Genomic DNA, 24822 nt, shown 5'->3' with positions numbered 1-24822 from the left:
CTCCACGCACCCGGGTGGCCGGCGTCCTCCGTGCGATCTGCGGTAGTCCATGCGGTACTCAATATCTCCGGTCGCTCTGGTAGATGTTCGACAGGGGCTCCCCGCGCTGCCACTGGCCCATGCTGAACGCGGCCTGCCGAGCCTTGGCGCGTCGGCTGGCCGAGGCGGCGGTGTGCGGGGAGACCACGATGCGTGGATGGCGCCACAGCGGCGAATCGGCAGGCAGCGGCTCGGGATCGGTCACATCGAGCAAGGCGCTGCCCAGTTGCCCGCTGTCGAGCGCGGCCAGCAAGTCCGCGGCGCACAATTGCGCGCCACGCCCGGCATTGACCAAGTGCGCTCCCGGAGGCAACTGGCCGAACAGTCGGGCGTCCAATAGGCCTTTCGTATCGGGCGTATCCGGCAGCAGGCAGATGAGGATCTGACTGCGCTTCAGCAACGAGGGCAGTTCGTCGGGGCCGGCAAGACTCTCCACGCCGTCGATTCGCTTGCGACTGCGCGACCAGCCCAGCACGTTGAACCCGACCGCCTGCAGCATCTTGGCAACGTTCGCACCGAGGCTGCCCAGACCCAGGATGCCCACCGTCGTCCCGCTGGCGGTCGTCGCCGGACTGAACTCCTGCCACCGACGTTCCCGCTGCTGGGCGATAGCGCGCGGCATGTCCTTTTGCAGCATCAAGGCAGCCATGGTGCAGAACTCGGCCATGCGGGTCTGGGTCTCCGCAGTCACCATGCGCACGACCGGCAAGCCCGCAGGCAGGAACGGGTCGGCCAGGATGTGATCAACGCCCGCCGCAGAGCTGAGAACGGCCTTGAGTCGCGGCAGGCGGGCCAGTCTCCCCGCCTCTGGCTCCCAGACGAGCGCGAAGTCGATGCAGTCGGCGACGAGCGCCGGGTCGTTCCAGTCATGCACCTGCACATGCGGCGCCGCTTCGGCGAAAAGGTCGCGCCATTCCGCCATGGCGGCCGAACCTCCGCTTTTGATCACGAGGTTGACAGGAGGCAGCGGCATCGGTTTCACAGCGGACGGCTGGCGGTGCTGGCCACCAGGGAATGCATGGGGTGTCGCAGGGTCGGATCGAACGGATTGATCTGCAGCGAAAGTTGCTTCGCCTCGCGCGCGAGCATGTCTCTCACGATCGGAAGCCTTTCTTCGTTCAGACGGCTGGTGTGCGTGCCGACGGACAGCGCCGCCACCACGTTGCGGTTGCGATCGAAGACGGGTACCGCAACGCCTGACATGCCCTCCAGGAGTCCGCTGGAGGTCGCGCAATGGCCGAGCTCGCGGGTGCGCTGGACTTCGGTGCGCAGGTACACCTCGTCGTAGACGTTGTAGTGCTGGATGCGCGGCAGGTTGTAGCGCAGCACCTCCTCCATTTCTGCCTGGGGGAGATGCGCGAGGATCACCAGCGCCCCCTGGCCTACGCCGAGCGCCACCCGTCCGCCCACATCGCCGGTGAAGGTACGGATCGGATACTGCCCTTCGACGCGGTCCAGGCAGACCGCATCGAAGCCGGACCGCACCAGGAGCAGCACCGTGTCGCCCAGGCTGGCGTTGAGTCGCAGCAGCGCCGGCCGCGCCAGCGCTCGCAGATCGTGCACCGCGCCCGCCTGGGCCCCCAGGCAGAACAGATCCAGGCTGAGACGGTAGAGCTTGTTCTGCGCGTCCTGCTCCACCATCGATTCCTGCACCAGGCCCTGCAGTAGGCGATGCGTGGTGGGGGGCGTCATTCCGAGTGTCTTGGCGAGATGGGTGACACGCATGCCTTCGCGCTGGTGCACCGCCAGCGTGCGCAGGATCTGAAAGGTGCGGTGCATGGCCCCACGTTGGTGAGCGTCGTCTTCTGCGGCAGCTGTCATGGTTGGAATAACAAAATTGATGAGTGGCATGTTATTCCGTTTTGCGGAATAAATTGTAGAAATATTCCAGAATCAGAGTTTCTACCTAGGGGTGCATTTTCCTCGGGCACAACAATTGCAAAAAGCGCCGCATCTATTTCATCAAGCCAACAGGCGGCGTTTCCGCCGACAGGGGTGATCCATGAGCTTCCTGCGTCTCCAGCACGTGTCCAAGGCCTACGGCAACGTCAGGGCGGTCCACGACTTCAGCCTCGAAGTCGCAAAAGGAGAGTTCGTGTCCTTGCTGGGGCCGTCCGGCTGCGGCAAGACCACTACCTTGCAGATGATCGCGGGCTTCGTGGAGGTGTCGGAGGGGGTGATCGAACTCGAAGGGCGGGACATCACGCGTACGAAAGCCAATGCGCGCGGACTCGGCATCGTGTTCCAGACGTACGCGTTGTTCCCGCACATGACCGTGCAGGAGAACGTGGCTTTCGGACTGGAGATGCGCAGGTGCCCGGCTGCAGAGCGGCGCGATCGCACGGCGCACGCGCTCGCACTGGTGCATCTCGAACGCCATGCCGATCGCTACCCGCGTGAACTCTCGGGCGGCCAGCGGCAGCGGGTGGCGCTGGCGCGTGCGCTGGTCATCCGGCCGCCGGTGCTGCTGCTCGACGAGCCCCTGTCCAACCTCGACGCCAAGCTGCGTGAAGAGATGCAGTTCGAATTGCGCGAGATCCAGCGGCAGGTCGGCACCACCACCATCATGGTCACCCACGACCAGGCTGAAGCGATGTCCATCAGCGACCGCGTGGTCGTCATGGAGGCTGGCCGCATCACCCAGGTGGACGCACCGCTGTCGGTGTACGAGCATCCGCGCAACGCCTTCATCTCCACCTTCGTCGGCAAGGCCAACCTGTTGCAGGCCACGGTCGAGGCTGGCGCCGATGGTCAGATGTTTGCCAAGGTGGGGCCATTGCAGCTGGCGGTGCCGATGGGTGCCTGTGCCGGCGGCGACGCGATACTGGCGCTGCGGCCCGAGAAGCTTTACTGCACCGCCCCGGGTTCCGGTCGCTGCGAGGGGTTGGTGCACCAGCGCTTCTTCCTGGGCAACCAGTGGATGTACACCGTGCGCAGCCCGCTGGGTGAACTGCTGGTTTCGGCCGTCAACGACGGCAGCGCCCCGCATGAGGTCGGCCAGTCGGTGGGCATGGACTGGCACGACAGCAACCTGCGGGTGGTCTCCTCCGGGGAGCGGGCATGAAGGCGCGCGTCAACTGGGCGCCCTGGGGATTGGCGGCGCCCGCCCTGATCCTGTTCGCCGTCATGCTGCTGGCGCCTCTGGCGCTGACGTTCCTGCTGTCCTTCAACGCGTTCGATGCGGACAAGGGCCCGGTCGCGGGCACTTTCACCCTGGGGCACTACCTGCATGTGGCGCAGGACTCCTACTATTACGAGATCTTCTGGCGCACGCTGCGAGTCTCGGCACTGGTGACGCTGGTATGCATCCTGGTCGGTGCACCGGAGGCCTACATCCTCAGCCGGATGGGATCGCCCTGGCGCTCCATTTTCCTGCTCATCATCCTGGCGCCCCTGCTGATTTCGGTGGTGGTGCGCGCTTTCGGCTGGAGCATGCTGCTGGGCCCCGAGGGGCTGGTCAACGAGGTGCTGCGGCTCGTCGGCCTGGGGCCCGCCAAGCTGCTCTACAACGAAACGGCCATCGTGATCGCCCTGGTGCACGTGATGCTGCCGTTCATGGTGATCCCGGTGTGGACTTCGCTGCAGAAGCTCGATCCGTGGGTCGAGAACGCCGCGTTGTCGCTGTCGGCGTCTCACTTCACCACCCTGCGGCGCGTGGTGCTGCCGCAGGTCATGCCCGGCATCCTGTCGGGCAGCCTGATCGTCTTCGGACTGTCGGCCAGCTCCTTCGCGATCCCGGGCCTGCTGGGCGGACGCCGGGTCAAGATGGTCGCGACGTTGATCTACGACGAATACCTCAACGAACTGAACTGGCCGCTAGGGGCTGCCATCGCCTTCATCCTGCTGGCGGCCAACTTGGTGATCATGCTGGGCTGGAACCGCATGGTCGAGGGCCGCTATCGCAAGACCCTGGGCTGAGGAGGCCGCGCCATGCAAAAGAACGGTCCCTTCGCCCTGCTCTTCAACGCGCTCGTGATCACCTTCATGCTCGCGCCCTTGGTCATCGTCTGCATCGTGGCCTTCACGCCCTCGGAGACGTTGACGCTGCCCACGACGCAGTTCTCGCTGCGGTGGTTCGATCGCGTGCTGCACCACCCGGATTTCGTACAGTCGTTCTGGAACAGCTTCATCCTCGCCGCAGTGTCCGCGACGCTCGCGACGATCCTGGCGGTGCCCGCCGCCCTGGCCATCGTCCGCTACGAGGTGCCCGGGCGCGCGTTCCTGCAGGGGCTGTTCCTGTCGCCGCTGATCATTCCGCATCTGGTGCTGGGAGTGGCACTGCTGCGCATGTTCTCGCTGGTTGGCGGGCAGGGCAGCTTCGGCTGGCTGATCTTGGCCCATACCCTGATCGTGACCCCGTACATCATGCGGCTGGTGATGGCAGCGCTGGTGGGCTTCGACCGAACCGTCGAGCAGGCCGCCTCTTCGCTGGGGGCGGGCAGCCTCACGGTGTTCCGCCGCATGACGCTGCCGCTGATGCTGCCGGGCATCACCGGCGGATGGCTGCTGGCCTTCATCAACAGCTTCGACGAACTGACGATGTCGATCTTCGTGGTGTCGCCGTCCACCGTGACGCTGCCGGTCCGCATGTACATGTATGCCACCGAATCGCTCGATCCGATGATGGCTGCCGTCTCTGCACTCATCGTGTGCCTCACGCTGGCGCTGATGCTGCTGCTGGACCGGGTGTATGGCCTGGATCGCATCCTGATCGGCAAGAACGTATGAACAACCTTTCCGCGCAGGTCTCCGGCGCGCAGTTGCGCCGCCTCAAGGAGCGTGACCGCCCGGTGGTCGCTTTCGTGCTGGACGGCCGTCCGGCGCAAGCCCTGGCGGGCGACACCGTGCTGACTGCGGTGCTGACGCAGGCGCGCCAGTTGCGCACCAACGAATTCAGCCGCCAACCCCGCGCCGGCTTCTGCATGATGGGAGCTTGCCAGGATTGCTGGGTGCGCCTGGAGGACGGCCACTCGCTGCGGGCCTGTCAGGCCCTGATCGAGCCCGGCATGCATGTGTGCACGCAGGATTTCGCCCTGGGAGATGCCCCACCATGACGCAGGGCTCCCTTCCCCAACGCGCGGTCTGCCAGGACCTTCCCCCCGTCATCGTGGGTGCTGGCCCGGCCGGCGTGCGCGCCGCGCAGACCGTGCTGGCCCATGGCCTGCGGCCGGTGGTGCTGGACGAATCGCCACGGGCGGGTGGCCAGATCTACCGCCGTCCCCCCGAAGGCTTCCGCCGCAGTGGCGCAGAGCTGTACGGCACCGAAGCCGGGCGTGCGCAAGACGTGCACGACAGCTTCGACGCGATCTGCGACCGCGTCGATTACCGCCCGCAGACGCTGGTCTGGAACGCGCAGCCGGATCTTCTGGACCTGCTGCATGCCCCGACCCGCACGCTGAGCAGCTTGGCCTGGCGCGACGTGATCGTGGCGACCGGCGCGACCGACCGGGTGCTGCCGATCCCCGGTTGGACACTGCCTGGCGTCTATTCGCTGGGAGGATCCCAGGTAGCGCTGAAATACCAGGGCTGCGCCATCGGGGATGCCGTGGTCTTCGCAGGTACCGGGCCCTTGCTGTATCTCGTCGCCAGCCAATACGTCCGGGCCGGGGCCCATGTGGCGGCGGTTCTGGACACGGCGCCCGCCATCCAGCGTTACAAGGCGGCACCCGGCATGCTGCGCCAGCCGGCGGTCATGGCCAAGGGCCTGGCGCTCGTCGCCCGGCTGCGGCTGCATGGCACCCCCGTGCATCACGGGGTTCGGCTGCTGCGTGCGGAAGGCATTGCGGGGCTGGAGCGACTGGTGTGGGAAGACAGCGCCGGACGTGTGCAGCACACCACCTGCTCGGCGCTGGGACTGGGCCATGCCTTGCGGCCGGAAAGTCAGCTGGCTGATCTGCTGGATTGCGCATTCGAATTCTCCGCGCTGCACCGCTGCCACGTGCCCCGCACCGATGCCATGCGCCGCAGTTCGGTGGCGGGCGTGTACCTGGCCGGTGACGGTGCCGGAATCATGGGCGCAGATGCCGCCGAAAGCTCCGGCGAGTTGGCGGCGCTGGCGCTCTTGCAGGATCGGCGGATACCGGTCGATGCGGCGCGGATCGCCCTGCTTCAGCGGCGGCTGGCCAAGACCGAGCGCTTCCGGCAGGCCCTGGAAATCGCTTTCCCCTTTCCCCGCGACTGGGCCGCGCAGGCGGAGGACGACCTGGTGGTGTGCCGCTGCGAGAACATCAGCGCAGGCACGCTGCGCAAGACCGCCCTGGAGACGGGGGCGCGCGACATGGGTCGACTCAAGGCCCTGTGCCGGGTCGGAATGGGCCGATGCCAGGGCCGCATGTGCGGCACCGCGGCGGCTGAAATCCTGGCGCAAGTGCAATCGATTCCCCTGGCCGACGTGGGCCGGCTCCGCGCCCAGGCGCCGCTCAAGCCCTTGCCGGTGGACGTCACCGTGCAACCGACGCACGAGGTGCCCCATGGCTGACTCGCTAGCGTGCGATGTGGTCGTCATCGGCGGAGGCATCATGGGCAGCGCCACGGCCCTGTTTCTGCGTCGGCGCGGGCTGACCGTCACCCTGCTGGAGCGCGACTTGTGCGGTTCCCGTTCGAGCGGCGTGAACTTCGGTGGCGTGCGACGCCAGGGCCGGCCGATGGCGCAGATGCCGCTCGCACAGCGCTCTCACCAGATCTGGGGCCGGCTGAAGGAGCTGATCGGCATAGAGGCCGAGTACGAGCGCAGCGGCCATTTCAAGATCGCGCGCAGCCTGACCGACATGGAATCCCTGAATCGTTATGCCGAACAGGCGAGGGACCACGGCTTGGGACTGCAGCTGATCGAGGGACGGTCGGCGCTGCGCAAGTTCTTTCCGGCCGTCGGCGCTGATGCGGTGGGCGGATCGCTGTGCCCCGAGGATGGCCAGGCCAACCCGCGGCTGTTGTCGCCGGCTTTCGCCCATGCTGCGCGGGCTGCGGGAGCCGACGTTCGCGAGCACGCTCCCGTACAGGCGGTCGAACACGACGGCACGCGTTTCGTCGTCGAATTCCTCCAGAACGGCCAGGCGCTCCGCATCAAGTCTCCGGCGCTGGTGAACTGCGCTGGCGCCTGGGCAGCACCTTTCGCCGCGCAGTGGGACGAGCCCGTGCCGCTGCAGGCCTTGCCTCCCACCATGGGAGTGACGGAGCCGCTGCCCTTCTTCCTGACCTGGAGCCTCGGCGTGGAGGGCGGCGGCGTCTACTGCCGCCAGGTTCGCCGCGGCAACGTGGTGTTCGGTGGCGGGCGCGGTTACACGCTTGACAGCTTGCGCGCGCGCTCGTCCCACGTCGCCATCCTGGAGCAACTGCCGCAGCTGGTGGCGCTGCTTCCGCAGCTGCGGACCGCCCATGTGATCCGCACCTGGAGCGGCACCGAAGGCTACCTGCCCGACAACCAGCCGGTGCTGGGCGCCAGTGCGCGCTGCCCCGGCCTGTTCCACGCCTTCGGTTTCGCCGGTGGCGGTTTCCAGCTCGGGCCGGGCGTCGGCGACGTGATGGCCGAGCTGGTCGCCGAAGGTCGCACCGAGACACCGATCGATTCATTTGCCATCCGTCGTTTCCTCCCCGCACCCACCTGACATTCCAAGGAGTTCCCGTGTCCTACCGCACCACTACCACGCTCGCCGTCGCCACAGCCTGCGCCCTCCTCATGACTGCGCAGGCCGCGCAGGCGCAAACCAAAACGCTCTACATCGGCATGAACGGTGGCAACATGGAGCGCACGTACACGCAGTTCGTCTTCCCGCCGTTCGAGAAGGCGAACAACGTCAAGGTCGTGGTCGTGCCGGGTACGTCGACCGACATCCTGGCCAAGGCGCAGGCCGCCAAGGGCAAGGCGCAGATGCATGCGATGGTGCTGGACGACGGCATCATGGTCCGCGCCATCGGCATGGGCCTGTGCGAGAAGCTCAAGCCCTCTGCCAACCTGTCCGCCGTGCCTCCCATCGCCCGCCTCAAGGATGACCACGCCGTAGGCTTGTCCATGGGCCTGATCGGTCTGGGCTACAGCACCAAGATCTTCGCCGAAAAGGGTTGGGCAGCCCCTACCTCCTGGAGCGACCTGGCCGATCCGCGGTTCAAGGGCAAGGTGGTCGTTCAGTCGATGCCCGCCTCGTCCTTCGGCCTGAGCGCATTTCTCATGTTCAACCGCCTTAAAGGCGGCACCGACAAGAACGTCGATCCCGCTTTCAAGGCCTGGTCCACCAGCATCGGCCCGAACGTCGTCGAATACATCCCCAACTCGTCCAAGGTGGTGGAGATGATGCAGGCTGGCGATGCCGCGCTGTTCCCCTACACCCTCACGCAGGTTGAATTGATGAAGTCCAAAGGCATGCCGATGGAGTTCGTCGGGCCCAAAGAAGGTGCAGTGGTTCTGCTGACAGCCCAGTGCGTGCTGGCGGACAACCCCGATGCGGAACTGGCGCACAAGCTCGTGGACTACCTGATCAGCCCTGACGCCCAGGCGCTGGCGATGGAGAACGGCTCCTACAACCCGGTCAACCCCAAGACGGTGCTCAAAGGCAAAGCGGCGGATGAGCAGGCGCGCATGAACGCAATCCTCAAGACGGCCGCGACCCTCGACTGGGACGTCATCAATGCCGAGCGCCCCGAATGGAACAAGCGCTGGAACCGCACGGTGGAGCGCTGAGCGCTCCACCCCCGGTCAGCGCCAAACAGATGCAATCAACAAGGACACACATGACGTCGGATTCCCGCCAACGATTTCACACCGTGCTGGAAGCGCTGGGCCTCGACCTGCGACCCCACGAAGGCAGCGAGTGGACCAGCTACGCGCCCCGAGATGGCCAGCCTCTCGCCACCCTGCGCGCGCACAGCCTCGAAGAGACGCACGAGGCGATCGCTGGCGCGCAGCGGGCCTATGTCGCTTGGCGCAGCGTGCCCGCACCCGTGCGTGGCGAGCTGGTGCGGAGGCTGGGCGCCGTTTTGCGGCAGCACAAAGCTGCCCTGGGCGAGCTGGTGTCGCTGGAGGCGGGCAAGATCGTTTCCGAGGCCCTGGGCGAAGTGCAGGAGATGATCGACATTTGCGACTTCGCCGTCGGCCTGTCGCGGCAACTGCATGGCCTGACCATCGCTAGCGAGCGGCCCGGCCATCGCATGATGGAAACCTGGCACCCGATGGGCGTGGTGGGCGTCATCTCCGCGTTCAATTTCCCGGTTGCCGTGTGGGCGTGGAATGCCGCGCTGGCCCTGGTGTGTGGAAACGCGGTGGTTTGGAAGCCGTCGGAGAAGACGCCGCTCACGGCCATCGCCTGCCAGCACCTGATGCAGCAGACCATCGATGCATTCAACCTGGAGCGCCCGGATACCGTGCCCCACGGCATCTGCCCGTTGCTGATCGGGGGGCGCGAGGTGGGTGAAGCGTTGGCAGCCAGCCCCCGGGTGGCGGTGGTGAGCGCGACCGGCTCCACGCACATGGGGCGCCAGGTCGCTGTCGCGGTCGCGCAGCGCTTCGGCCGTTCGATCCTGGAGCTCGGCGGCAACAACGCGATGATCATCACGCCGACGGCGGACCTGGAACTGGCCGCGCGCGCCATCACTTTCTCGGCGGTGGGCACGGCGGGGCAGCGCTGCACCTCCTTGCGGCGGCTGATCGTGCACCGTTCGGTCGCCGATCCGCTGCTTCAGCGTCTCGAGAACATCTATGGCAGCGTCTCCGTCGGCGACCCTCTGGCCGAAGGCACGTTGGTGGGGCCGCTGATCGACCGCGCCGCGTTCGACGCGATGCAGCAGGCCCTGGCCCATGCGCGTTCCGAAGGCGGCACGGTGGTGGGTGGCGAACGTGTCTGCGAAGAGCTGGGCAGCGACGCCTGGTATGTTCGTCCTGCCCTGGTGCGCATGCCCGCGCCATCGAAGGTGATGCAGAGCGAAACCTTCGCGCCCATCCTCTATGCGGTCACCTACGACGGCGACACCGAAGAAGCCATCGCGATACAGAACGACGTCCCGCAGGGGCTGTCATCGGCCATCTTCACCGGCAGCTTGGCCGACGCCGAGCGGTTCATGTCGCCCGCAGGCAGCGACTGCGGCATCGCCAACGTGAACATCGGCACTTCCGGTGCTGAGATCGGCGGCGCCTTCGGTGGCGAGAAGGAAACGGGCGGTGGCCGCGAATCTGGATCTGACGCCTGGAAAGGCTACATGCGCCGCGCCACCAACACGATCAACTACAGCGGCGCGCTTCCCCTGGCGCAGGGCGTTCGTTTCGACGTTTGACTCCAGCCGTCCGCTGGAGGTGGTCTGCACGGCACCCTGCACGGGAGAGATGTCGATGCAGCCGCACTCCGGCGTTGGCCTGAGGCCAGAGGCCAAGAGGAAGAGGTTGAGGAAGAGGTTGAGGTTGAGGTTGCCGCATCCGTTGGAACGCGGAATCGGCCGCGGCAAGTGGAGCCCGGTTCTTCACGGTGCCGGTGATTCGCAGGCAGCGTGGCGCAGCAGAACTGATCCGGGGTCCTGGTGCTCGGTGCGGTGTGTGTTGCCGAGCATGCTGGTCAGCCGCGCCCCCCAACAGGCCGACTTCCTGCGCGCCCGCTGACCCGGCCCCGGCTGCGGGCTCTGCGGGCGGGACTGCGCGGCCGGGGGGGGCGGGTGGCAGAATCCGCGGCTTTCGCTGCGTTCGCGCTGCGCCCGCCCGCCCTTCACCCGAAAGCCCGCGCCCCATGTTCACAGGCATCGTCCAAGCCACGGCCGGCATCGCCGCCATCCACGACCGCGCCGGCCTGCGCACCTTCACGCTCGACTTCCCCGAGGGCTTCTGCGAAGACCTCGCCATCGGCGCCAGTGTGGCCACCGACGGCGTGTGCCTGACGGTGACCGAGATCGTCTCGCCCACGCGCGCCAACTTCGACGTGATGCTGCAGAGCTTGAACATCACCACGCTGGGCAGCTATGCCGAGGGCGACCGGGTGAACGTGGAGCGCGCCGCCAAGGACGGCGCCGAGATCGGCGGCCATCCGCTCTCGGGCCACATCGACTTCACCGGCACGCTGGCCGAGCGGCGCGAGTTCGACAACAACCTGGTCTGGCGCGTGGCCGTGCCCGAGGCCTTTCGCCGCTATGTCTTCGCCAAGGGCTACATCGCCATCCACGGCGCCAGCCTGACGGTGGCCGAGGTCAACCGGCAGGAGGGCTGGTTCGAGGTCTGGCTGATTCCCGAGACCCGCCGCGCCACCGTGTTCGAGGGAAAGCGGGTGGGCGATGCGCTCAATATCGAGATCGAGCGCAGCACCCAGGTGGTGGTCGATACCGTGCGCGAGGCCGTGCAGGAAAGCCTGGGGCGCCTGACCCCGGTGCTGGAAGCGCTGCTGAAGGAAAAGGGCCTGTCGCTCGACGACCTGGTGCAGCCGCCGGCCCTGCCGCGCTGAGGACCTGGGTGCGTCCGGTGTGGGCTCGGGTTCGGGTTCGAGTTCGCGTTCGGGTTCGGGTTCGCGTTCGGGTTCGGGTTCGGGTTCAGGCGAGTTTTCAGGGTGTTTTTGCCATTCCGCGCTGGTGCATCAAAGGTTTGTAGCTATATAAATAATAGCAACTCGTCTGGTGTCCCTGCGTCGGATGGCGCGGGCCTTTTCGTTCTCATGTCCTCTCTGGCTGCATCCGCTCGGGATTTTTCCTTCCTGCCGCGTGAGATCTCCTGGATCCTCCGCCCGCTGTGCGCGGCCGACCTCCCCGTGCTGCTGGCGGTGCAGCGGGCCTGCTATGGCGACGGGCTGATCGAGAGCGATGCGGTGTATGCGCGGCGGCTGGCCAGCCCGGCGCAGCGCTCGCTTGCCCTGGTGGCCGGCACGGGTGGGGCGGGCGCTTCGCCGCTGCTCGGCTACCTGGCCGCCTACCGCAGCACGCTCGGCCAGGTGACGCCGCTGCACGGCGACTTCGGTGGATCGCCCGCCTCCGACGCCGACTCCGCCTCCGACATCCTCTACCTGCACGACATGGCCGTGCTGCCCGCGTTCCACGGCCGGGGCCTGGCGCAGCGGCTGCTGGCCGCCGCCTGGCAGGGGGCCCGCGCCGAAGGGCTGCACCAGGCGGCGCTGGTGTCGGTGCAGGGCACCCAGGCCTTCTGGGCGCGGCAGGGCTTTGCCGTGCGCGACCTGCCCGGCGCCGCACAGCGGCAGCGGCTGGCCGGCTATGGCGAGGGCGCCGTCTACATGGTGCGCGACGGTTCAGGCTAGCGCGCCCGGCGCATCCAGCGGTTCTGCCGCCTGCGCCACGATCCAGTCGCGGAATTGCCGCAGCGCCGGGTCGATGAGCGTTTCCGGCGGATAGACCAGGTGGTAGGCCAGCGGCGTCGGCAGCGCGGCGTCGCCCTGCACGCCGATCAGCGACCGCGCGGCCAGCTCGCGCGCCACCAGGGTGCGCCGCACCAGGGCGAATCCCTGGCCCGCCAGCGCGGCTTCCACGGCGCCGTTGGAATGGGCGAACACCACGCCCTGGGCGGCATCTACCCCTTGCACGCCGGTCAGGCCCTGCGCCTGGCACCACAGCCGCCAGTCGTCGCGCTGGCCGTCGTGCAGCAGCCGCTCGCCCGTGATGTCCTGCAGGCGGGCGGTGCGGCGGGGTGCCACCAGGCGCGGGCTGCAGACGGCGATCAGGTCGTCGTCCAGCAGGCGCTCGGCCTGCAGCCCGGCGTAGGGGCCGCGGCCATGGCGCACCGCGAACTGCACGCCCTCGGCCTGCAGGTCCACCAGGCGCTGCGTGGTGCTGACATGCACGTCCAGCAGCGGCGCCTGCTGCAGAAAGGTCTGCAGGCGCGGCACCAGCCACTGGGCGGCGAAGCCGGGCGTGCAGCTGACCAGCACCACCCGCCGCTCGTGCGCGGCCAGCAGGCGAGACGTGGCCTGGCCGATGCGCGCCAGCGCCTCGCCGCAGGCCGCCTGGTAGTCGCGCCCCGCGGCCGTCAGCGCGAGGCCGCGCGCCTGCCGCTCGAACAGGGCGCAGCCCAGGAAGTCTTCCAGCTTGCGCACCTGCTGCGAAACGGCGCCGGGCGTCACGTGCAGCTCGGCTGCGGCGCGGCGCACGCTGAGATGGCGCGCCGCGGCCTCGAAGAAACGGACGGCGATCAGGGGTGGCAAACGCATGGGTGTTCAGAAAAGCTAAACAGCTGTAGAGGATAAATCGTTTGTGGTGGCTTACGCGGCTTCGCACAATCCATCGGTCCGAAGCCCTGCCTGCCCGTCCGCCTGTCCGCCTGCCTGCCCACCTGCCCACACCGCAACGCCATGAACACCGCCAGCCTCGTCCGTCTCTTCACCCTGGCCGCCCTCTGGGGCGGCAGCTTCCTCTTCGTGCGCATGACGGTGCCGGTGCTGGGTGCCGTGCCCACCACCTTCGGCCGCCTGTTGCTGGGGGCTGCGGGGCTGATGGCCCTGGTGGCGGTGGCGCGGCTGCGGCCGGCTTTTCACGGCAAGCTGGGCGCGGCGCTGGTGCTGGGGGTGGTGAATTCCGGTATTCCGTTCCTGATGTTCGCCTTGGCGGCGCGCGTGCTGCCCGCCGGTTACAGCGCCATCCTGAATGCGACCACCCCGCTGATGGGCGTGCTGGTCGGCGCGCTGGCCTTTGGCGAACGCATCACCGCCGCGCGCCTGGCCGGGGTGCTGCTGGGCATGGCCGGCGTGGCCGTGCTGGCGCAGGCCGGGCCGGTGGCGCTCACGCCCGAGGCGCTGGGCGGCATCGGGGCCTGCCTGGTCGCCACCGCCTGCTACGGCACGGCGGGTTTCCTCACCCGCCGCTGGATCAGCGCACGGGGCGGCCTCGACAGCCGCCTGGTCGCACTGGGCAGCCAGTGGGGCGCCCTGCTGGCGCTGGCCCCGTTCGCGGCCTGGGAGGTCTGGCGCCAGCCCGACCTGCCTGGCGCGTGGCTGGCCGCGCCGCCGGTGGTCTGGGCCGCGCTGCTGGCCACGGGCCTGCTCTGCACGGCCTGGGCCTATGTGCTCTATTTCCGGCTGATCGCCGACGTGGGGCCGGTCAAGGCCCTCACCGTCACGTTCCTGATTCCGCCCTTCGGCGTGGCCTGGGGCTGGCTGGTGCTGGGCGAGGCCGCCACCTGGGCGCATGCCGCCGGGGGCGCGCTGATCGCCGGTGCGCTGTGGCTGGTGCTGCGGCCTGTGGCGCCGCCGCCGCGTCCCTGAAGCCGGTGCAGCGCGGTGCGGGAGCGCTGGTCATAATGCCGCCATGCCTCACCGCTGGAAACCCAACGTCACCGTCGCTGCCGTCATCGAACAGGATGGCCGCTTCCTGCTGGTGGAAGAAGACACCGCCGACGGCCTGCGCCTGAACAACCCCGCGGGCCACCTCGACCCGGGCGAGTCGCCCCAGCAGGGCTGCATCCGTGAAGTGCTGGAGGAAACCGCGCGCGACTTCACCCCGGCCGCGCTGGTGGGCGTGTACCTGAACCGCTTCACCCGCACCCGCACGGGCGACGACATCACCTACCTGCGCTTCGCCTTCACCGGCAGCGTGGGCGAGCCGCATGCCTGGCGCTCGCTGGACGACGGCATCGTGCGCACGGTGTGGATGACGCTGGCGGACATCGAAAGCTGCGCCGACCGGCTGCGCAGCCCGCTGGTGCTCGAAGGCATCCGCGACTATCTGGCCGGCCAGCGCTTTCCGCTGGAGCTGGTGCACACCGACCCTACCGTGCTGCAGGAGCCGGTGCCGCGGCGCTGACGGAAGCGGGTCGGGCGCCTGGGTTGCCCAGGGCGCCCCGGGTCAGCCCGGCCCAAGGGGGCGCGTCACACGTCCGCCGCGATGGCCGGCGATCCGTGGCCCAGCGGGTCGAGCGTGATGTGGATCTGCGTGGCGTCGGCCAGCTCCGGCCGGCCGCCTTCGCCCACGTCGGCCAGGGCGGTGAACTGCCCGTCCAGGAACAGGAAGGTCATGGCGCCCGCCAGGTCGGCCAGTGCCTCATCGGCAGAAGGAAAGCCGCTGGCGGCGATGGTGTCGTCGCCATCCAGCTGATAGCGCCAGGCTCCCTCGCCGGCGCCTTCGCCGCCACCGGCCTCCAGAATGCCGAGATCCACCAGCTTGTCGCGCTTGTTGCTGCACAGCACGCGGCCGGCCGATGCATACAGCGTGAAAGGCTGGCCGGGCGGCTGCGTGGCGCCCGCCGAGGGCGTGGCGGGCTGTACCGGTGAGGTGCGGATGCTGGTGGCGTCGGCCGCGGCGGCGGATCCGGTGGAGGGCAGGCGGGACATGGCGGCTCCTGGGGTGCGTTGGGGTGGAAGGCGGGCAGACCGGTGTGCGCGGCTGAGGCGCTCCGGGCCATCGTAGGCAGCGGCCGGCGTGCGCCGTGTAGGAAAAGGCGAGGGCTGCCGGACCGACGCGCCACCCCCCTCGGCGCCGATCGCCCGGCTTCAGGCGCCCCTCAAGACTTGCGCCGCCCCGCCCAGAAACCCCAGGCGATGCCGGCCACGCCCAGGGCCGCCACCAGGGCCGCGCCGCTGGCCATGCGCTCGCGGCGGCCGCCGGCCACATCGGTCCCCTGGGAGGGCGCGTAGAGATTGCCCTCGCTGTGCTGCGTGGGCTCGGCGCGCGCCAGGCCCCAGTCGGCAACCCAGCGCATGGCGCGGGCCACGCCGCCAGGCGCCACGGCATGCGCCATGCGGCCGGGCAGGGCGCCCAGGCCCAGGAAGGTCACGTCGCGCGGACGGGGCACCTGGGTGAGGCCGACGATGGCGCGGGCCACGCGGTGCGGGTCCACCATCGGCAGCGTGGGATTGATGGTGCGGCCGGTGTAGTTGGCGCCATGGTCCAGGCCGGGGGAATCGACGAAGGTGGGCGCGACGTCGCACACATGCACCCAGGGCAGGTCGGCCACTTCGGCGCGCAGGCTTTCCGACAGGCCGCGCAGGCCGAACTTGCTGGCCGTGTACGCGGCCGCATAGGGCGCGGGCAGCCAGCCGCCGACCGAGATCATGTTCACCAGCAGGCCGCGCCCGCGCTGGCGGAAGTGGCGCAGCGCGGCATGCGCGCCATGCAGATGGCCCAGCAGGTTGGACTCGATCACGCGGCGGTGCGCGGCCAGGGGCACGTCATCGAAGCGGCCGATCGCGCCCACGCCCACGCCGTTCACCCACACGTCGATGTGGCCGAAGTGGCGCACGGCCTTGTCCGCCAGGGCCTGCACGGCGGCGGCATCGGTCACGTCGGTGGGCACGCCGATGGCGGTGCCGCCGGCCGCGCGGCAGGCCAGCGCAACGGGCGAGAGCGTGTCGGCGCTGCGCGACGCCAGCACCAGCTTGGCGCCCTGCCGGGAGAAGGCCAGCGCGGTGGCGTGGCCGATGCCGCTGGAGGCGCCGGTGATCACCACCACCAGCGGCGGCGCGGGTTGCAGAGGCACGGCCGCAGGCGCGTCGGCGGAGATGCGAGCGGGGGAGGATGCGTCGGAGCGGGGGCTGAAAAATCGCATACGGCGTTGTAGGCGCAGGCGTGCAGCGCGGGCGTAGGACGCTGGCTGAAAACCGGCCGCAGGCGCTTGCCGGGGCCGCTCAACGCCCCGGGTGCGTGTTCGCAGCCTGCCCCGGCTTCGGGCAGCCTGGCCTGAGCGGGTCTGGGTCGAAGGCTTGAACGGCCCGGCCGCTCAGCGGCCCACCACGGACCAGCCCACGTGCTGGTCGGCCTTGTCGTTCTCGTACTCCCACGCCGTGCCGCAGCGGTCGCAGAGGTAGCGGGTGATGGTGACCGTCCTGCCGTCCTCGCGCTCTTCCTTGCGGTTGCCGCGCTGCACCAGCTCGGCATGGCCGGGCGCCTTGCGCCAGTTGCGCTGGATGCCGGCGCAAGGCTCGCACAGCTCCATCTTCTTCAGTTCTTTCTGGCGTGCGGTGTCTTTGGGCATGGCGGGGTCCGGGCGGGTGGGGAATGGGTCGGCGGGCGGGGGAAAGGAGACATGGCAGCCCCACAGGGCCGCAGCGCTTATTTTACGGGCGCGCTGCGCTACTCAATCGATAGCATCCCGCCCGCCGTGCCGGCCCGGCCGCGGGGCACTCATGCCGTGGTGCCCACCGGCATCGGCCCGGCGGCGGGCGGCGGCGTCTGCAGCTGCCACGCGGCGGGCAGGTCGGCCACATGCACGCGGCGCTCGGGCACGGCGAAGGGCACGTCCAGTGCCTGCAGCGCGCGCATCAGCGCCAGGTTGATCTTCTGCTGCAGGTCCATGTACACGTTGTAGCCCGGGTCCAGCACGATGTAGACCACCTCGTAGGTGAGGCCCGTCTCGCCGAACGACTGCAGGTGGGCGCGGTCGAAACGGGCCTTGGGCTCGGCCTCGATGATGCGGCGCACGGCCTGGGAGATGGCCTCCGCCGCCTCGGCGCTGGTGCCGTAGGGCACGCGGAAATGGAAGACGATGCGCCGCTCGCGCATGTAGCGGTAGTTGTTGATGGTCTGCTTCAGCAGGTCGGTGTTGCTCATCACCACCTGCTCGCCGCTCAGGGCGCTGATGCGGGTGGTCTTCACGCCGATCTGCTGCACCGTGCCGGCCACGCCGCCCACGACGATGAAGTCGCCCACCTCGAAAGGCTTGTCCACCGCGATGGCGACCGAGGCGAACAGATCGCCCAGCACGCTCTGCACCGCCAGCGCGATGGCGATGCCACCCACGCCCAGGCTGGCGACGAAGGCGGTGATGTTCACCCCCACGTTCGACAGGATGGCCAGCAGCACGGTGGCCCAGAGCAGCGTGCGCAGCCCCCACGACATCAGCGTGGCCGACGCGCTGATCTGCGTGGGACTGGTGCCGCCGTGATGCACGCGGTAGCGCTCCACCACCAGCGCGGTCGCCCGCGTGCCCCAGAGGCCCACCTGCAGCGCCACCGCCAGGAACCACAGCTGCTCGACCCGCGCGGGCCAGCGGCCGGGCAGATCGAGCATGCCGGCGCCCACCAGCAGGGCCGCCAGCACGATCAGCAGGTGGCTGGTGCCCGAGAGCACCTCCATCAACAGCTGCGCCGGCCCCCGCTGCCTGTGCTCGCTCGCTGCACGTCGGGCGCGGGCGACGGCCCAGCCCTGCAGCATCGTCAGCACCAGGTAGGTGACGACGGCGGCGACAGTGGCGATCAGCAGGCTGGCGGCCGACATGCCCCAGAAGGTTTCGGCGTGCAGCCAGGCGTTGGCGGAGGCGATATCCATGCGGTGAGGTCCTTTCTCGGGGGTGAGGGGGTTGCGAGGCGGGGGGGGCGGCCAAAGTCGCGGATGGACAGGGCGGCAGGCCCCAGCCGCTGCGACCCTGGCCGACCCCGGAGCTGGCGGGGGTTCGGAAGATCGTGCCCGGGCCGGCCAGCCATCCGTCTGTGGGTGGTGTCGGGCGGGCCGGGCGGGGCCGGCCCCGCCGTGGGCGCGGGCCGTGCACCCCATGCTAGAAAAGGCCGGGCGGGCCTGGCGTAGTCCGAGGCCGACGGTGGCCTGCGCCGGTCTGCCCGCCTGGAAGCAGCGGTCAGCCGGCCGTGTCCTGGAGCGGGTGTAGGTGCGGGCGTTCGTGCAGCTCTTCGTTCGGGTCGTCTTCGCCCAGGCTGTCATCGGCCGGGCCGTAATACACCGCCTGCGCGGCCGCCACCGTGTCGTAGCGCGGGTCCAGCCAGCACTGCACCACGCCGTTGGTCCAGCCGAAGCCGTCCTGCAGCGGGTATTCGCCGCCATCGCCGCCCGCCGGCTTGTCGCGCTCGGTGGCGCGCAGGGCGTATTTCTCGACCAGCTTGCCTTCGCGCTGGTAGACGGCGCGCACGGTGTCGATCCAGCGGCGGCGCACTTCCAGCGCCAGGTCCTTGTGGCCGTAGCGCTCCAGCCCGCGCACGGCCATCCACTGCAGCGGCGCCCAGCCGTTGGGCCGGTCCCACTGCTGGCCGCTGGCGCATTCGGTGGTGGCGAGGCCCCCCGGGGCCAGCAGGCGCGCGCGCACCGTGCGGGCCACGGCGGCGGCCTGCGCGTCGGTCGCCATGCCGGCGTAGAGCGGCACCACCGTCGCGGCCGTCAGGCAGCTGCGCAGTGTTCCGGTCTTCCAGTCGTAGTCGAAGTACGCGCCTTCCGACTCGCTCCACAGCAGCCGGTTGACGGCTTCGCGCCGGTGGGCGGCCAGGTCGTGGAAATGGCGCGCCGTGGGCAGGTCGCCGGCGGCCTGGCTGGCCTTGGCGATGGAGACCTCCATGCGGTAGAGGAGCGCGTTCAGGTCCGCCGGCACCAGGTCGGTGGTGCAGATCTGCGACAGCTGCAGCGTGGCCTCGTCGGCGGGGTCGGGCGCGCGCAGCCAGCGCGTGGAGAAGTCCCAGCCCGACTCGCAGGCCGCGCGCAGGTCGCGGTAGACCTCGGGCGAGGGCCGGTCGGCGCCCGAGGCGGTTTCCACGTCCTCGCGCCACGATTCCTCGCGCGGGGTGTCGCGGTCGTCCCAGTAGCGGTTCAGCACCTCGCCGCCCGCCAGGGCCATCACGCGGCGGCGCGCATCGCCCGGGTGCAGCACGTGCAGGCCGTCCATCCAGAAGGCATGTTCCTTCAGCATCTGCGGCAGGTAGTGCGACACGGGCGGGCCGCCGGCCAGCGCGGTCAGCTCCGCCATCGACGCGAAGAGCGGAGGCTGCGAGCGGCTCAGGTAATAGGTGCGCGTGCCGTTGGGCACGAAGCCGAAGGCGTCGATCAGCCGGGCGAAGTTCTCGGTCATGCCGTGCAGCAGTTCGCTGCGGCCGCTGGCCGCCAGGCCCAGCATGGTGAAGTACGAATCCCAGTAGTACAGCTCGGCGAAGCGCCCCCCGGGCACCACGTAGGCGTGGGCCATAGGCAGCGCGGTGCCGCGCTCGGGGTGTTCCTGGGGCCGCCGCGTCAGCACGGGCCAGAGGCTCTCGATGTGCTCGGCCATCGACAGGCCGGGCGTGCCGACATAGTCGTCGTTGGCGATCTCGGGCGGCGAGAAATGCGCCAGCACGAAGGCCCCCAGGTCGAACCCGGGCTGCGCATGCTCGGCGCGGTAGGCCGCGAGGATCGCCTCCGGCTCGCCGCGGGGCGCGCAGTCCACGAAGGTCTTGCTGTCGGCAAACACCTGCTGGCTCTGCACGGCGATGAACAGTTCCTGGTAGCGGTCGGCCGGCGTGCAGTGGTCGCAGGGCGGCGCACCGGGCGCCTGTACCCGCGACAGGTTGATGCGGTAGGCCGGGTGGCGGCCGGTGGTGCGCGGCGCGCTGGAGCCGGACGGGGCGGCGGCAGCGGCAGCGGCAGGGGGGGACGGCGGTGCGATCGTGGCGCTCATGTTGCTATGCGGTTCTCACTGCTCCGCATAGTTCCACAAAAGTCCGCCATCCACCACCAGCGTGGCGCCGGTGATGTAGGCCGCGTCGGGCGAGGCGAGGAAGGCCACGGCGCCCGCCACGTCGCGCGGCTCGCCCATGCGGCCCAGCGGGATCTGGGCCTTCAGCGCCGCCAGCTTGTCGGGCTGCTTGAGCAGGTCGTCGTTGATGGGCGTGCGGATGGCGCCCGGCGCCACGTTGTTCACGGTGATGCCCAGGGGCGCCAGTTCGATGGCCATGTTGCGCATCATCATGCGCAGGCCGCCCTTGCTGGCGCAGTACGAGGTGAAGTGCGGGAACGGCAGGTCCTCGTGCACCGAGCTAATGTGGATGATGCGGCCCGGCCGCCCGGCGTCCCGCAGGGCACGGGCGAAGGCCTGGGCGGTGAAGAACGCGCCCTTCAGGTTCACGTCCAGCACCGTGTCGTAGTCCTCCTCGGTGGTGTCCAGGAAGTCGGCGCGCAGCTCCAGCCCGGCGTTGTTGACCAGCACGTCGAGCCGCCCGAACGCCGCCTGGGCTTCAGCCACCACGGCCCGCATGCGGGTCACGTCGCTCAGGTCGCCGGCAAAGACCTGGCAGCGCACGCCATGCGCTTCGATCGTGCGCCGGGCCTGGGCCGAACGGTCGTCTTCCTTGCGCACGTGCAGGGCGATGTGGGCGCCTTCGCGCGCCAGCCGCTCGGCCACACCCAGCCCGATGCCCTGGGCGCCGCCGGTGACGAGTGCCACCTGGCCGGCCAGTCGCGCATCGGGGGCCGGAGCGGAGTGGCCGGTGTCGGAAGCGGCGGGCGAGTCCGCATGCGCGGGCGCAGCGGCGGTGGAAGGAGCGGTGGGATGTTCGGCTGGTGCGGTCATTCCGCGAGCATGGCCGAAGCGTCGCCATGCGCGTGAAGGACGACAGCGCACCCGGATGTGCACCTGGACAGGCACCTGCGCCGAATTCACAGGCCTTTTGGGGTGCTGGCGCCCGTCTTTGTTGGGCTTATTGCTATTAAAAACATAGCAAATAGAGGCGGGAGCTCAGGCGGGGCCGTCCGTCAGGACAGCGGCTTGGGCACCAGCTCCACCGCCAGGCCGCGCGGGGTGACGGTGATGGCGCCGGGCTGCAGGCCCAGGCCGTCGGGCAGCGCCAGGTCTTGCGGGCGCAGGGTGTGCAGCACCACCTCGCGCAGCGACTCCCGCGCCAGTTGCGGGCCGTACTGCGACAGCAGCGCGGCAGCGTCGGGGCGCAGGTCGGGGAAATCCAGCGCGTTCAGTTGCAGATCGTGCGCCCGGACCGTGCGGTCGGAGGGCTCATAGCGCAGGCCGAACTCCACGTCCAGCCGGCCCGGGTAGCTGCGCCGCAGCAAGGGGCCGCCGGCGTCCACCGCCATGTCGGCCGCCAGCCGGTTGCGCTCGGGCTTCAAGCTGATGCGCGGCGCCTGCACGTTCAGATCCAGCAACCCGCCGAGCGGAAAGCGGCGCGGAAAGCGCTCCGCGAGCGCGGCCTCGATTTCCTCGCGCGTGACGTTGTAGCGCGGCCCGGCCGCTGCGGCCATGCCGCCAGTGCCCGAGGCGAGGAGGGCGAAGGGAAGGGTCAGCAGCAGGGAACGACGTTGCATGGCAGGGCGTGAGGGCGGGCGGGCGGGCCGCCTTGGCGAAGGGCGAGGGCGGCCATCCTACCCCCGTGCCCCTGCCGCCGCTGTAAGCCGTTGTGGTCCGGCGGGAGCGGCGTGCCAGGTGTGTCAGGTGTGCCAGGTGTCCCAGGTATGCCTCAGGCCGGGGCGATCACCGTCCAGGTGACGCCGAAGCGGTCGGCCACCATGCCGAAGGACGTGGCGAAGAAAGTGGCGCCGATCGGCATCTGCACCGTGCCCCCGTCCGCCAGGCGGGTGAAGACGCGCTCCACTTCCGCCACCGATGCGAGCTGCAACGTCAGCGCAAACCCCTGGAAGGTGGGCGTTCCCCGGTCCATGCCGTCGGACATCAGGATCGTGCTGCTGCCCACGCGCATTTCGGCATGCATGACCTGGTCGCCGGACGGCGGCGGTCCGCCGGCACAGCCTTCGCCGGCAGCGGGGTCGGGGTTGTCCCGGAACCGCATCAGCGAGGCGACCTCCGCGCCCAGCGCGGCCTGGTAGAAAGCCAGCGCCTCGTCGCAGCGGCCATTGAAGAACAGGTAGGGTTGAACGACCATGGAAACGCTCCAGTCAGGGTAGGCAGGCTCATTTGTGAACACTGTCCACAAACGATAACGGAGAGAATGGACAGTGTCCACATCGGAGTTTCCCCAGGCTGTGTCCTGCCTTCACGGCCTGCCTCCCTCACGCTCATTCGCTTCGCACGCATGGTCCAGCCCCCGCCTGTCTCGCCCCCGCCACCGCTGCCCGATGCGGCCTCTTCCCCTGCCACGCCGGCGCGGGCGGCAGGTCGCACGACGTATCGCCACGGCGATCTGCACCGTGCGTTGCTGGATGCGGCCATGGATCTGGCGCGGCAGGGTGGCCCGGACGCCGTGGTGCTGCGCGAGGCGACCCGCCGGGCCGACGTGGCGCCCAACGCCGCCTACCGGCACTTCGCCAGCCGGCAGGACCTGCTGGACGCCGTGCGCCGCGCGGCGCTGGCGGCCATGTCCGCCGCCATCCAGCAGGAGCTGGCGCAGCAGCCGCCCGGCGACCAGCGCCCGCAGGACGGGCCGGCCGATCGAGCGCGGGCCTATCTGCGGGCCGTGGGGCTGGGCTATCTGCGGTACGCGCTGGCCGAGCCGGGGCTGTTCCGCACCGCGTTCAGCCCGGGCTTCGGCCGCCGCACGGCGGAGCCGCCCCAGAGCCCGGCCGAAGCGGCCGGCGCCAGGGACCCGCTGCAGCACCTGTGCGCCGCGCTGGATGGCATGGTGGCAGCGGGCGCGCTGCCGCCCGAGCGCCGGCCGGGCGCCGAGTTTCTGGCGTGGTCCGCCGTGCACGGCATGGCCCTGCTGGTGCTCGACGGGCCGCTGGCAGGCCGGGACGATGCGCAGATCCAGCCCTTGGCCCGCCGGCTGGTGGCCATGGTGGAACGCGGGCTGTAGGCCGGCTGCGCCCAGACCGGGCGAGGTTGCGGCGGGGCGTGGCCCGGCCGGGCAGGCCGGTTGCGCGCACCGGGCGGACCGGTCCGCGCCACAGGCACCACAAGCGCCATCCGCCGACGCAGCGGCGGAGGCGGCCCGGTCAGGATGCTCCCTGGCCGGCGCAGCGGGCCCGGCGCATCGTCCGATGCCCGGGCGGGGCTGCCGGCGCAACTCTCTGGAAGGACCATCCCCATGCATCTCGAAGGCTCTTGTCACTGCGGCGCCGTGCGCTTCAGCGTCACCGCGCACGAACCGGTGCCGTTCATGCGCTGCTATTGCTCCATCTGCCGCAAGACGGCCGGGAGCGGCGGCTTCGCCATCAATCTGGGTGCCGACCGGCGCACGCTCCAGGTCGAGGGCGCAGAACACCTGACCGTCTACCGCGCCCGCATGCCGGACGGCTCGCACAGCCAGGGCGAGCGCAACTTCTGCCGCCAGTGCGGCACGGCGCTCTGGATGTTCGACCCGCGCTGGCCCGAGCTGCTGCATCCGCATGCCGGCGCGGTGGACACGCCCTTGCCGCAGCCACCGTCGGTCACGCACATGATGCTGGGCTCCAAGCCGGACTGGGTCGAAGCGCACGTCCAGGCGCAGGACGACGCGTTCCAGAACTATCCGAAAGCCTCCTTGGCCGAATGGCACGCACAGCGCGGGCTGACGTCGCCGTGACGCGCCCTGCAGCCCCGCTGCCGCCGGCCCCGGCCCCGGCCTCGCCGGAGCTGGTGCCCGCCGACATCGACTTCGGCGCCCCCGCGCACGAGGTGGCGCGCCGCCTGATCGGCGTGACGCTGCTGGTGGACGGCGTAGGCGGCCGCATCGTGGAGACGGAAGCCTACGACCAGGCCGACGCGGCATCGCACACCTTCGGCGGCCCCACGGCGCGCAACGCGGCCATGTTCGGGCCGCCGGGCTGCGCCTACGTCTACCGCTCGTACGGCCTGCATTGGTGCCTGAACACCGTCTGCCGCGAGGCCGGCCACGGTGCCGGCGTGCTGCTGCGCGCGCTGGAGCCCACGCACGGGCTGGACGCGATGCGCGCGCGGCGCGGCCTGCATGACGCGGAAGACGCGCGCCTCTTGTGCGCCGGCCCGGGCCGGCTGGCGCAGGCGCTGGGCATCGATGCGCGGCTCAACGGGCAGTCGCTGGCCCAGGCGCCGTTCCAGCTGCTGGAGCCGGCGCGGGGCGGGGCTCCGGCCGCCATTTCCATCGCCGCTGCCGAGGTGGCGGTGGGGCCCCGCATCGGCATTTCCAAGGCGGCGGACGTGCCCTGGCGCTTCGGCGAGCAGGGGTCGCGCTATCTGAGCCGGCCGTTCGCAGGGGCGGGCGCGGCGCGGCGGCCCGTCAGGTCAGGGCGGAATCGCGGGCTGGGTTGACCGGCGCGGCCGCGGGTGAAAGGGGC

Annotated in this window: 26 protein-coding genes; 15 read left to right on the top strand and 11 right to left on the bottom strand. The window is 69.9% G+C overall.

The features are described from left to right. Positions 1–58 precede the first annotated feature (58 nt). Together ASF94_RS03265 and ASF94_RS03260 are read right to left on the bottom strand one after the other, a co-directional pair. Entirely contained in the window at positions 59–1012 is a 954-nt protein-coding gene (locus ASF94_RS03265) for a glyoxylate/hydroxypyruvate reductase A (protein WP_056661735.1), read from the bottom strand. A gap of 5 nt (positions 1013–1017) precedes the next feature. Then, positions 1018–1890, bottom strand: a complete 873-nt coding sequence (locus ASF94_RS03260; protein WP_369818626.1) for an IclR family transcriptional regulator — start codon at positions 1888–1890, stop codon at positions 1018–1020. A 151-nt stretch (positions 1891–2041) separates the two neighbouring features. Here ASF94_RS03260 and ASF94_RS03255 point away from each other — a divergent pair, with 151 nt between their 5' ends. The 10 genes from ASF94_RS03255 to ASF94_RS03210 all read left to right on the top strand — a co-directional run bounded on the left by ASF94_RS03255 (position 2042) and on the right by ASF94_RS03210 (position 12248). Continuing rightward, positions 2042–3103, top strand: a complete 1062-nt coding sequence (locus ASF94_RS03255; protein ID WP_056661514.1) for an ABC transporter ATP-binding protein — start codon at positions 2042–2044, stop codon at positions 3101–3103. Continuing rightward, positions 3100–3957 carry an ABC transporter permease gene (locus tag ASF94_RS03250; RefSeq protein ID WP_056661512.1) on the top strand — a complete coding sequence of 286 codons (858 nt, stop codon included), beginning with the start codon at positions 3100–3102 and terminating at the stop codon, positions 3955–3957. The genes ASF94_RS03255 and ASF94_RS03250 overlap by 4 nt, the downstream gene beginning before the upstream one ends. A 12-nt stretch (positions 3958–3969) precedes the next feature. Continuing rightward, entirely contained in the window at positions 3970–4767 is a 798-nt protein-coding gene (locus ASF94_RS03245; RefSeq protein WP_056661509.1) for an ABC transporter permease, read from the top strand. Then, positions 4764–5093, top strand: a complete 330-nt coding sequence (locus ASF94_RS03240; RefSeq protein ID WP_056661506.1) for a (2Fe-2S)-binding protein — start codon at positions 4764–4766, stop codon at positions 5091–5093. The genes ASF94_RS03245 and ASF94_RS03240 overlap by 4 nt, the downstream gene beginning before the upstream one ends. After that, complete coding sequence (locus tag ASF94_RS03235) at positions 5090–6517, top strand: NAD(P)/FAD-dependent oxidoreductase (protein WP_056661503.1); 1428 nt, start codon at positions 5090–5092, stop codon at positions 6515–6517. Before ASF94_RS03240 ends, ASF94_RS03235 begins: the two co-directional genes overlap by 4 nt. Continuing rightward, positions 6510–7643, top strand: coding sequence for an FAD-binding oxidoreductase (locus ASF94_RS03230; RefSeq protein ID WP_056661500.1), 1134 nt, complete (start codon positions 6510–6512; stop codon positions 7641–7643). The genes ASF94_RS03235 and ASF94_RS03230 overlap by 8 nt, the downstream gene beginning before the upstream one ends. Before the next feature lie 71 nt (positions 7644–7714). Further along, positions 7715–8713 (top strand): extracellular solute-binding protein, encoded by a 999-nt coding sequence (locus ASF94_RS03225; RefSeq protein ID WP_056661732.1) that lies wholly within the window; start codon positions 7715–7717, stop codon positions 8711–8713. A gap of 50 nt (positions 8714–8763) precedes the next feature. Beyond that, entirely contained in the window at positions 8764–10299 is a 1536-nt protein-coding gene (locus ASF94_RS03220; RefSeq protein WP_056661497.1) for an aldehyde dehydrogenase family protein, read from the top strand. 443 nt (positions 10300–10742) lie between these two features. After that, a complete protein-coding gene (locus ASF94_RS03215) occupies positions 10743–11447 on the top strand; it encodes a riboflavin synthase (RefSeq protein ID WP_056661494.1) in 705 nt (234 codons plus the stop codon). Positions 11448–11654: 207 nt separating this feature from the next. Continuing rightward, the gene (locus ASF94_RS03210) at positions 11655–12248 is read left to right on the top strand and encodes a GNAT family N-acetyltransferase (protein WP_156382415.1); all 594 of its coding nucleotides are present in this window, start codon (positions 11655–11657) and stop codon (positions 12246–12248) included. On the opposite strand, the gene gcvA is transcribed toward ASF94_RS03210, so the two are convergent. After that, on the bottom strand, positions 12240–13154 hold the full coding sequence (gcvA, locus tag ASF94_RS03205) for a transcriptional regulator GcvA (RefSeq protein ID WP_056661491.1): 915 nt from the start codon (positions 13152–13154) through the stop codon (positions 12240–12242). The two genes, ASF94_RS03210 and gcvA, sit on opposite strands and share 9 nt — an antisense overlap. A gap of 141 nt (positions 13155–13295) precedes the next feature. Between gcvA and ASF94_RS03200 the strand changes: the two genes are divergently transcribed. Together ASF94_RS03200 and ASF94_RS03195 are read left to right on the top strand one after the other, a co-directional pair. Further along, positions 13296–14204 carry a DMT family transporter gene (locus ASF94_RS03200; protein WP_056661488.1) on the top strand — a complete coding sequence of 303 codons (909 nt, stop codon included), beginning with the start codon at positions 13296–13298 and terminating at the stop codon, positions 14202–14204. A gap of 43 nt (positions 14205–14247) precedes the next feature. Continuing rightward, entirely contained in the window at positions 14248–14742 is a 495-nt protein-coding gene (locus ASF94_RS03195) for an NUDIX hydrolase (RefSeq protein WP_056661485.1), read from the top strand. Between the two features lie 65 nt (positions 14743–14807). Here ASF94_RS03195 and ASF94_RS03190 read toward each other — a convergent pair whose 3' ends face one another. The 8 genes from ASF94_RS03190 to ASF94_RS03155 all read right to left on the bottom strand — a co-directional run bounded on the left by ASF94_RS03190 (position 14808) and on the right by ASF94_RS03155 (position 22514). Beyond that, a complete protein-coding gene (locus ASF94_RS03190; RefSeq protein WP_156382414.1) occupies positions 14808–15269 on the bottom strand; it encodes a hypothetical protein in 462 nt (153 codons plus the stop codon). Positions 15270–15439: 170 nt separating this feature from the next. Further along, positions 15440–16483 carry an SDR family oxidoreductase gene (locus ASF94_RS03185; protein ID WP_082492956.1) on the bottom strand — a complete coding sequence of 348 codons (1044 nt, stop codon included), beginning with the start codon at positions 16481–16483 and terminating at the stop codon, positions 15440–15442. 171 nt (positions 16484–16654) lie between these two features. Then, positions 16655–16909 (bottom strand): hypothetical protein, encoded by a 255-nt coding sequence (locus ASF94_RS03180; RefSeq protein ID WP_056661482.1) that lies wholly within the window; start codon positions 16907–16909, stop codon positions 16655–16657. Positions 16910–17058: 149 nt separating this feature from the next. Next, positions 17059–18201 carry a mechanosensitive ion channel family protein gene (locus ASF94_RS03175; RefSeq protein WP_056661479.1) on the bottom strand — a complete coding sequence of 381 codons (1143 nt, stop codon included), beginning with the start codon at positions 18199–18201 and terminating at the stop codon, positions 17059–17061. Between the two features lie 304 nt (positions 18202–18505). Next, positions 18506–20302, bottom strand: coding sequence for an alpha,alpha-trehalase TreF (gene treF / locus ASF94_RS03170; RefSeq protein ID WP_056661476.1), 1797 nt, complete (start codon positions 20300–20302; stop codon positions 18506–18508). A gap of 15 nt (positions 20303–20317) precedes the next feature. Then, positions 20318–21193: an SDR family NAD(P)-dependent oxidoreductase gene (locus ASF94_RS03165; protein ID WP_082492955.1), complete on the bottom strand. Its 876-nt coding sequence runs from the start codon at positions 21191–21193 to the stop codon at positions 20318–20320. Between the two features lie 182 nt (positions 21194–21375). Beyond that, complete coding sequence (locus ASF94_RS03160; protein WP_056661473.1) at positions 21376–21939, bottom strand: hypothetical protein; 564 nt, start codon at positions 21937–21939, stop codon at positions 21376–21378. Between the two features lie 152 nt (positions 21940–22091). Further along, a complete protein-coding gene (locus ASF94_RS03155; RefSeq protein ID WP_056661470.1) occupies positions 22092–22514 on the bottom strand; it encodes a VOC family protein in 423 nt (140 codons plus the stop codon). Positions 22515–22664: 150 nt separating this feature from the next. Here ASF94_RS03155 and ASF94_RS03150 point away from each other — a divergent pair, with 150 nt between their 5' ends. From ASF94_RS03150 to ASF94_RS03140, 3 genes are all read left to right on the top strand, one after another. Beyond that, positions 22665–23384, top strand: a complete 720-nt coding sequence (locus tag ASF94_RS03150) for a TetR/AcrR family transcriptional regulator (RefSeq protein WP_082492954.1) — start codon at positions 22665–22667, stop codon at positions 23382–23384. 231 nt (positions 23385–23615) lie between these two features. Then, the gene (locus tag ASF94_RS03145; protein ID WP_056661467.1) at positions 23616–24092 is read left to right on the top strand and encodes a GFA family protein; all 477 of its coding nucleotides are present in this window, start codon (positions 23616–23618) and stop codon (positions 24090–24092) included. Then, positions 24059–24796, top strand: coding sequence for a DNA-3-methyladenine glycosylase (locus ASF94_RS03140; RefSeq protein ID WP_082492953.1), 738 nt, complete (start codon positions 24059–24061; stop codon positions 24794–24796). The genes ASF94_RS03145 and ASF94_RS03140 overlap by 34 nt, the downstream gene beginning before the upstream one ends. Positions 24797–24822: the final 26 nt, after the last annotated feature.

The sequence above is a fragment of the Acidovorax sp. Leaf160 genome, from assembly GCF_001424265.1.
GTDB lineage: Bacteria > Pseudomonadota > Gammaproteobacteria > Burkholderiales > Burkholderiaceae_C > Paracidovorax.
This window is presented reverse-complemented; position numbering and strand designations above follow the sequence as displayed.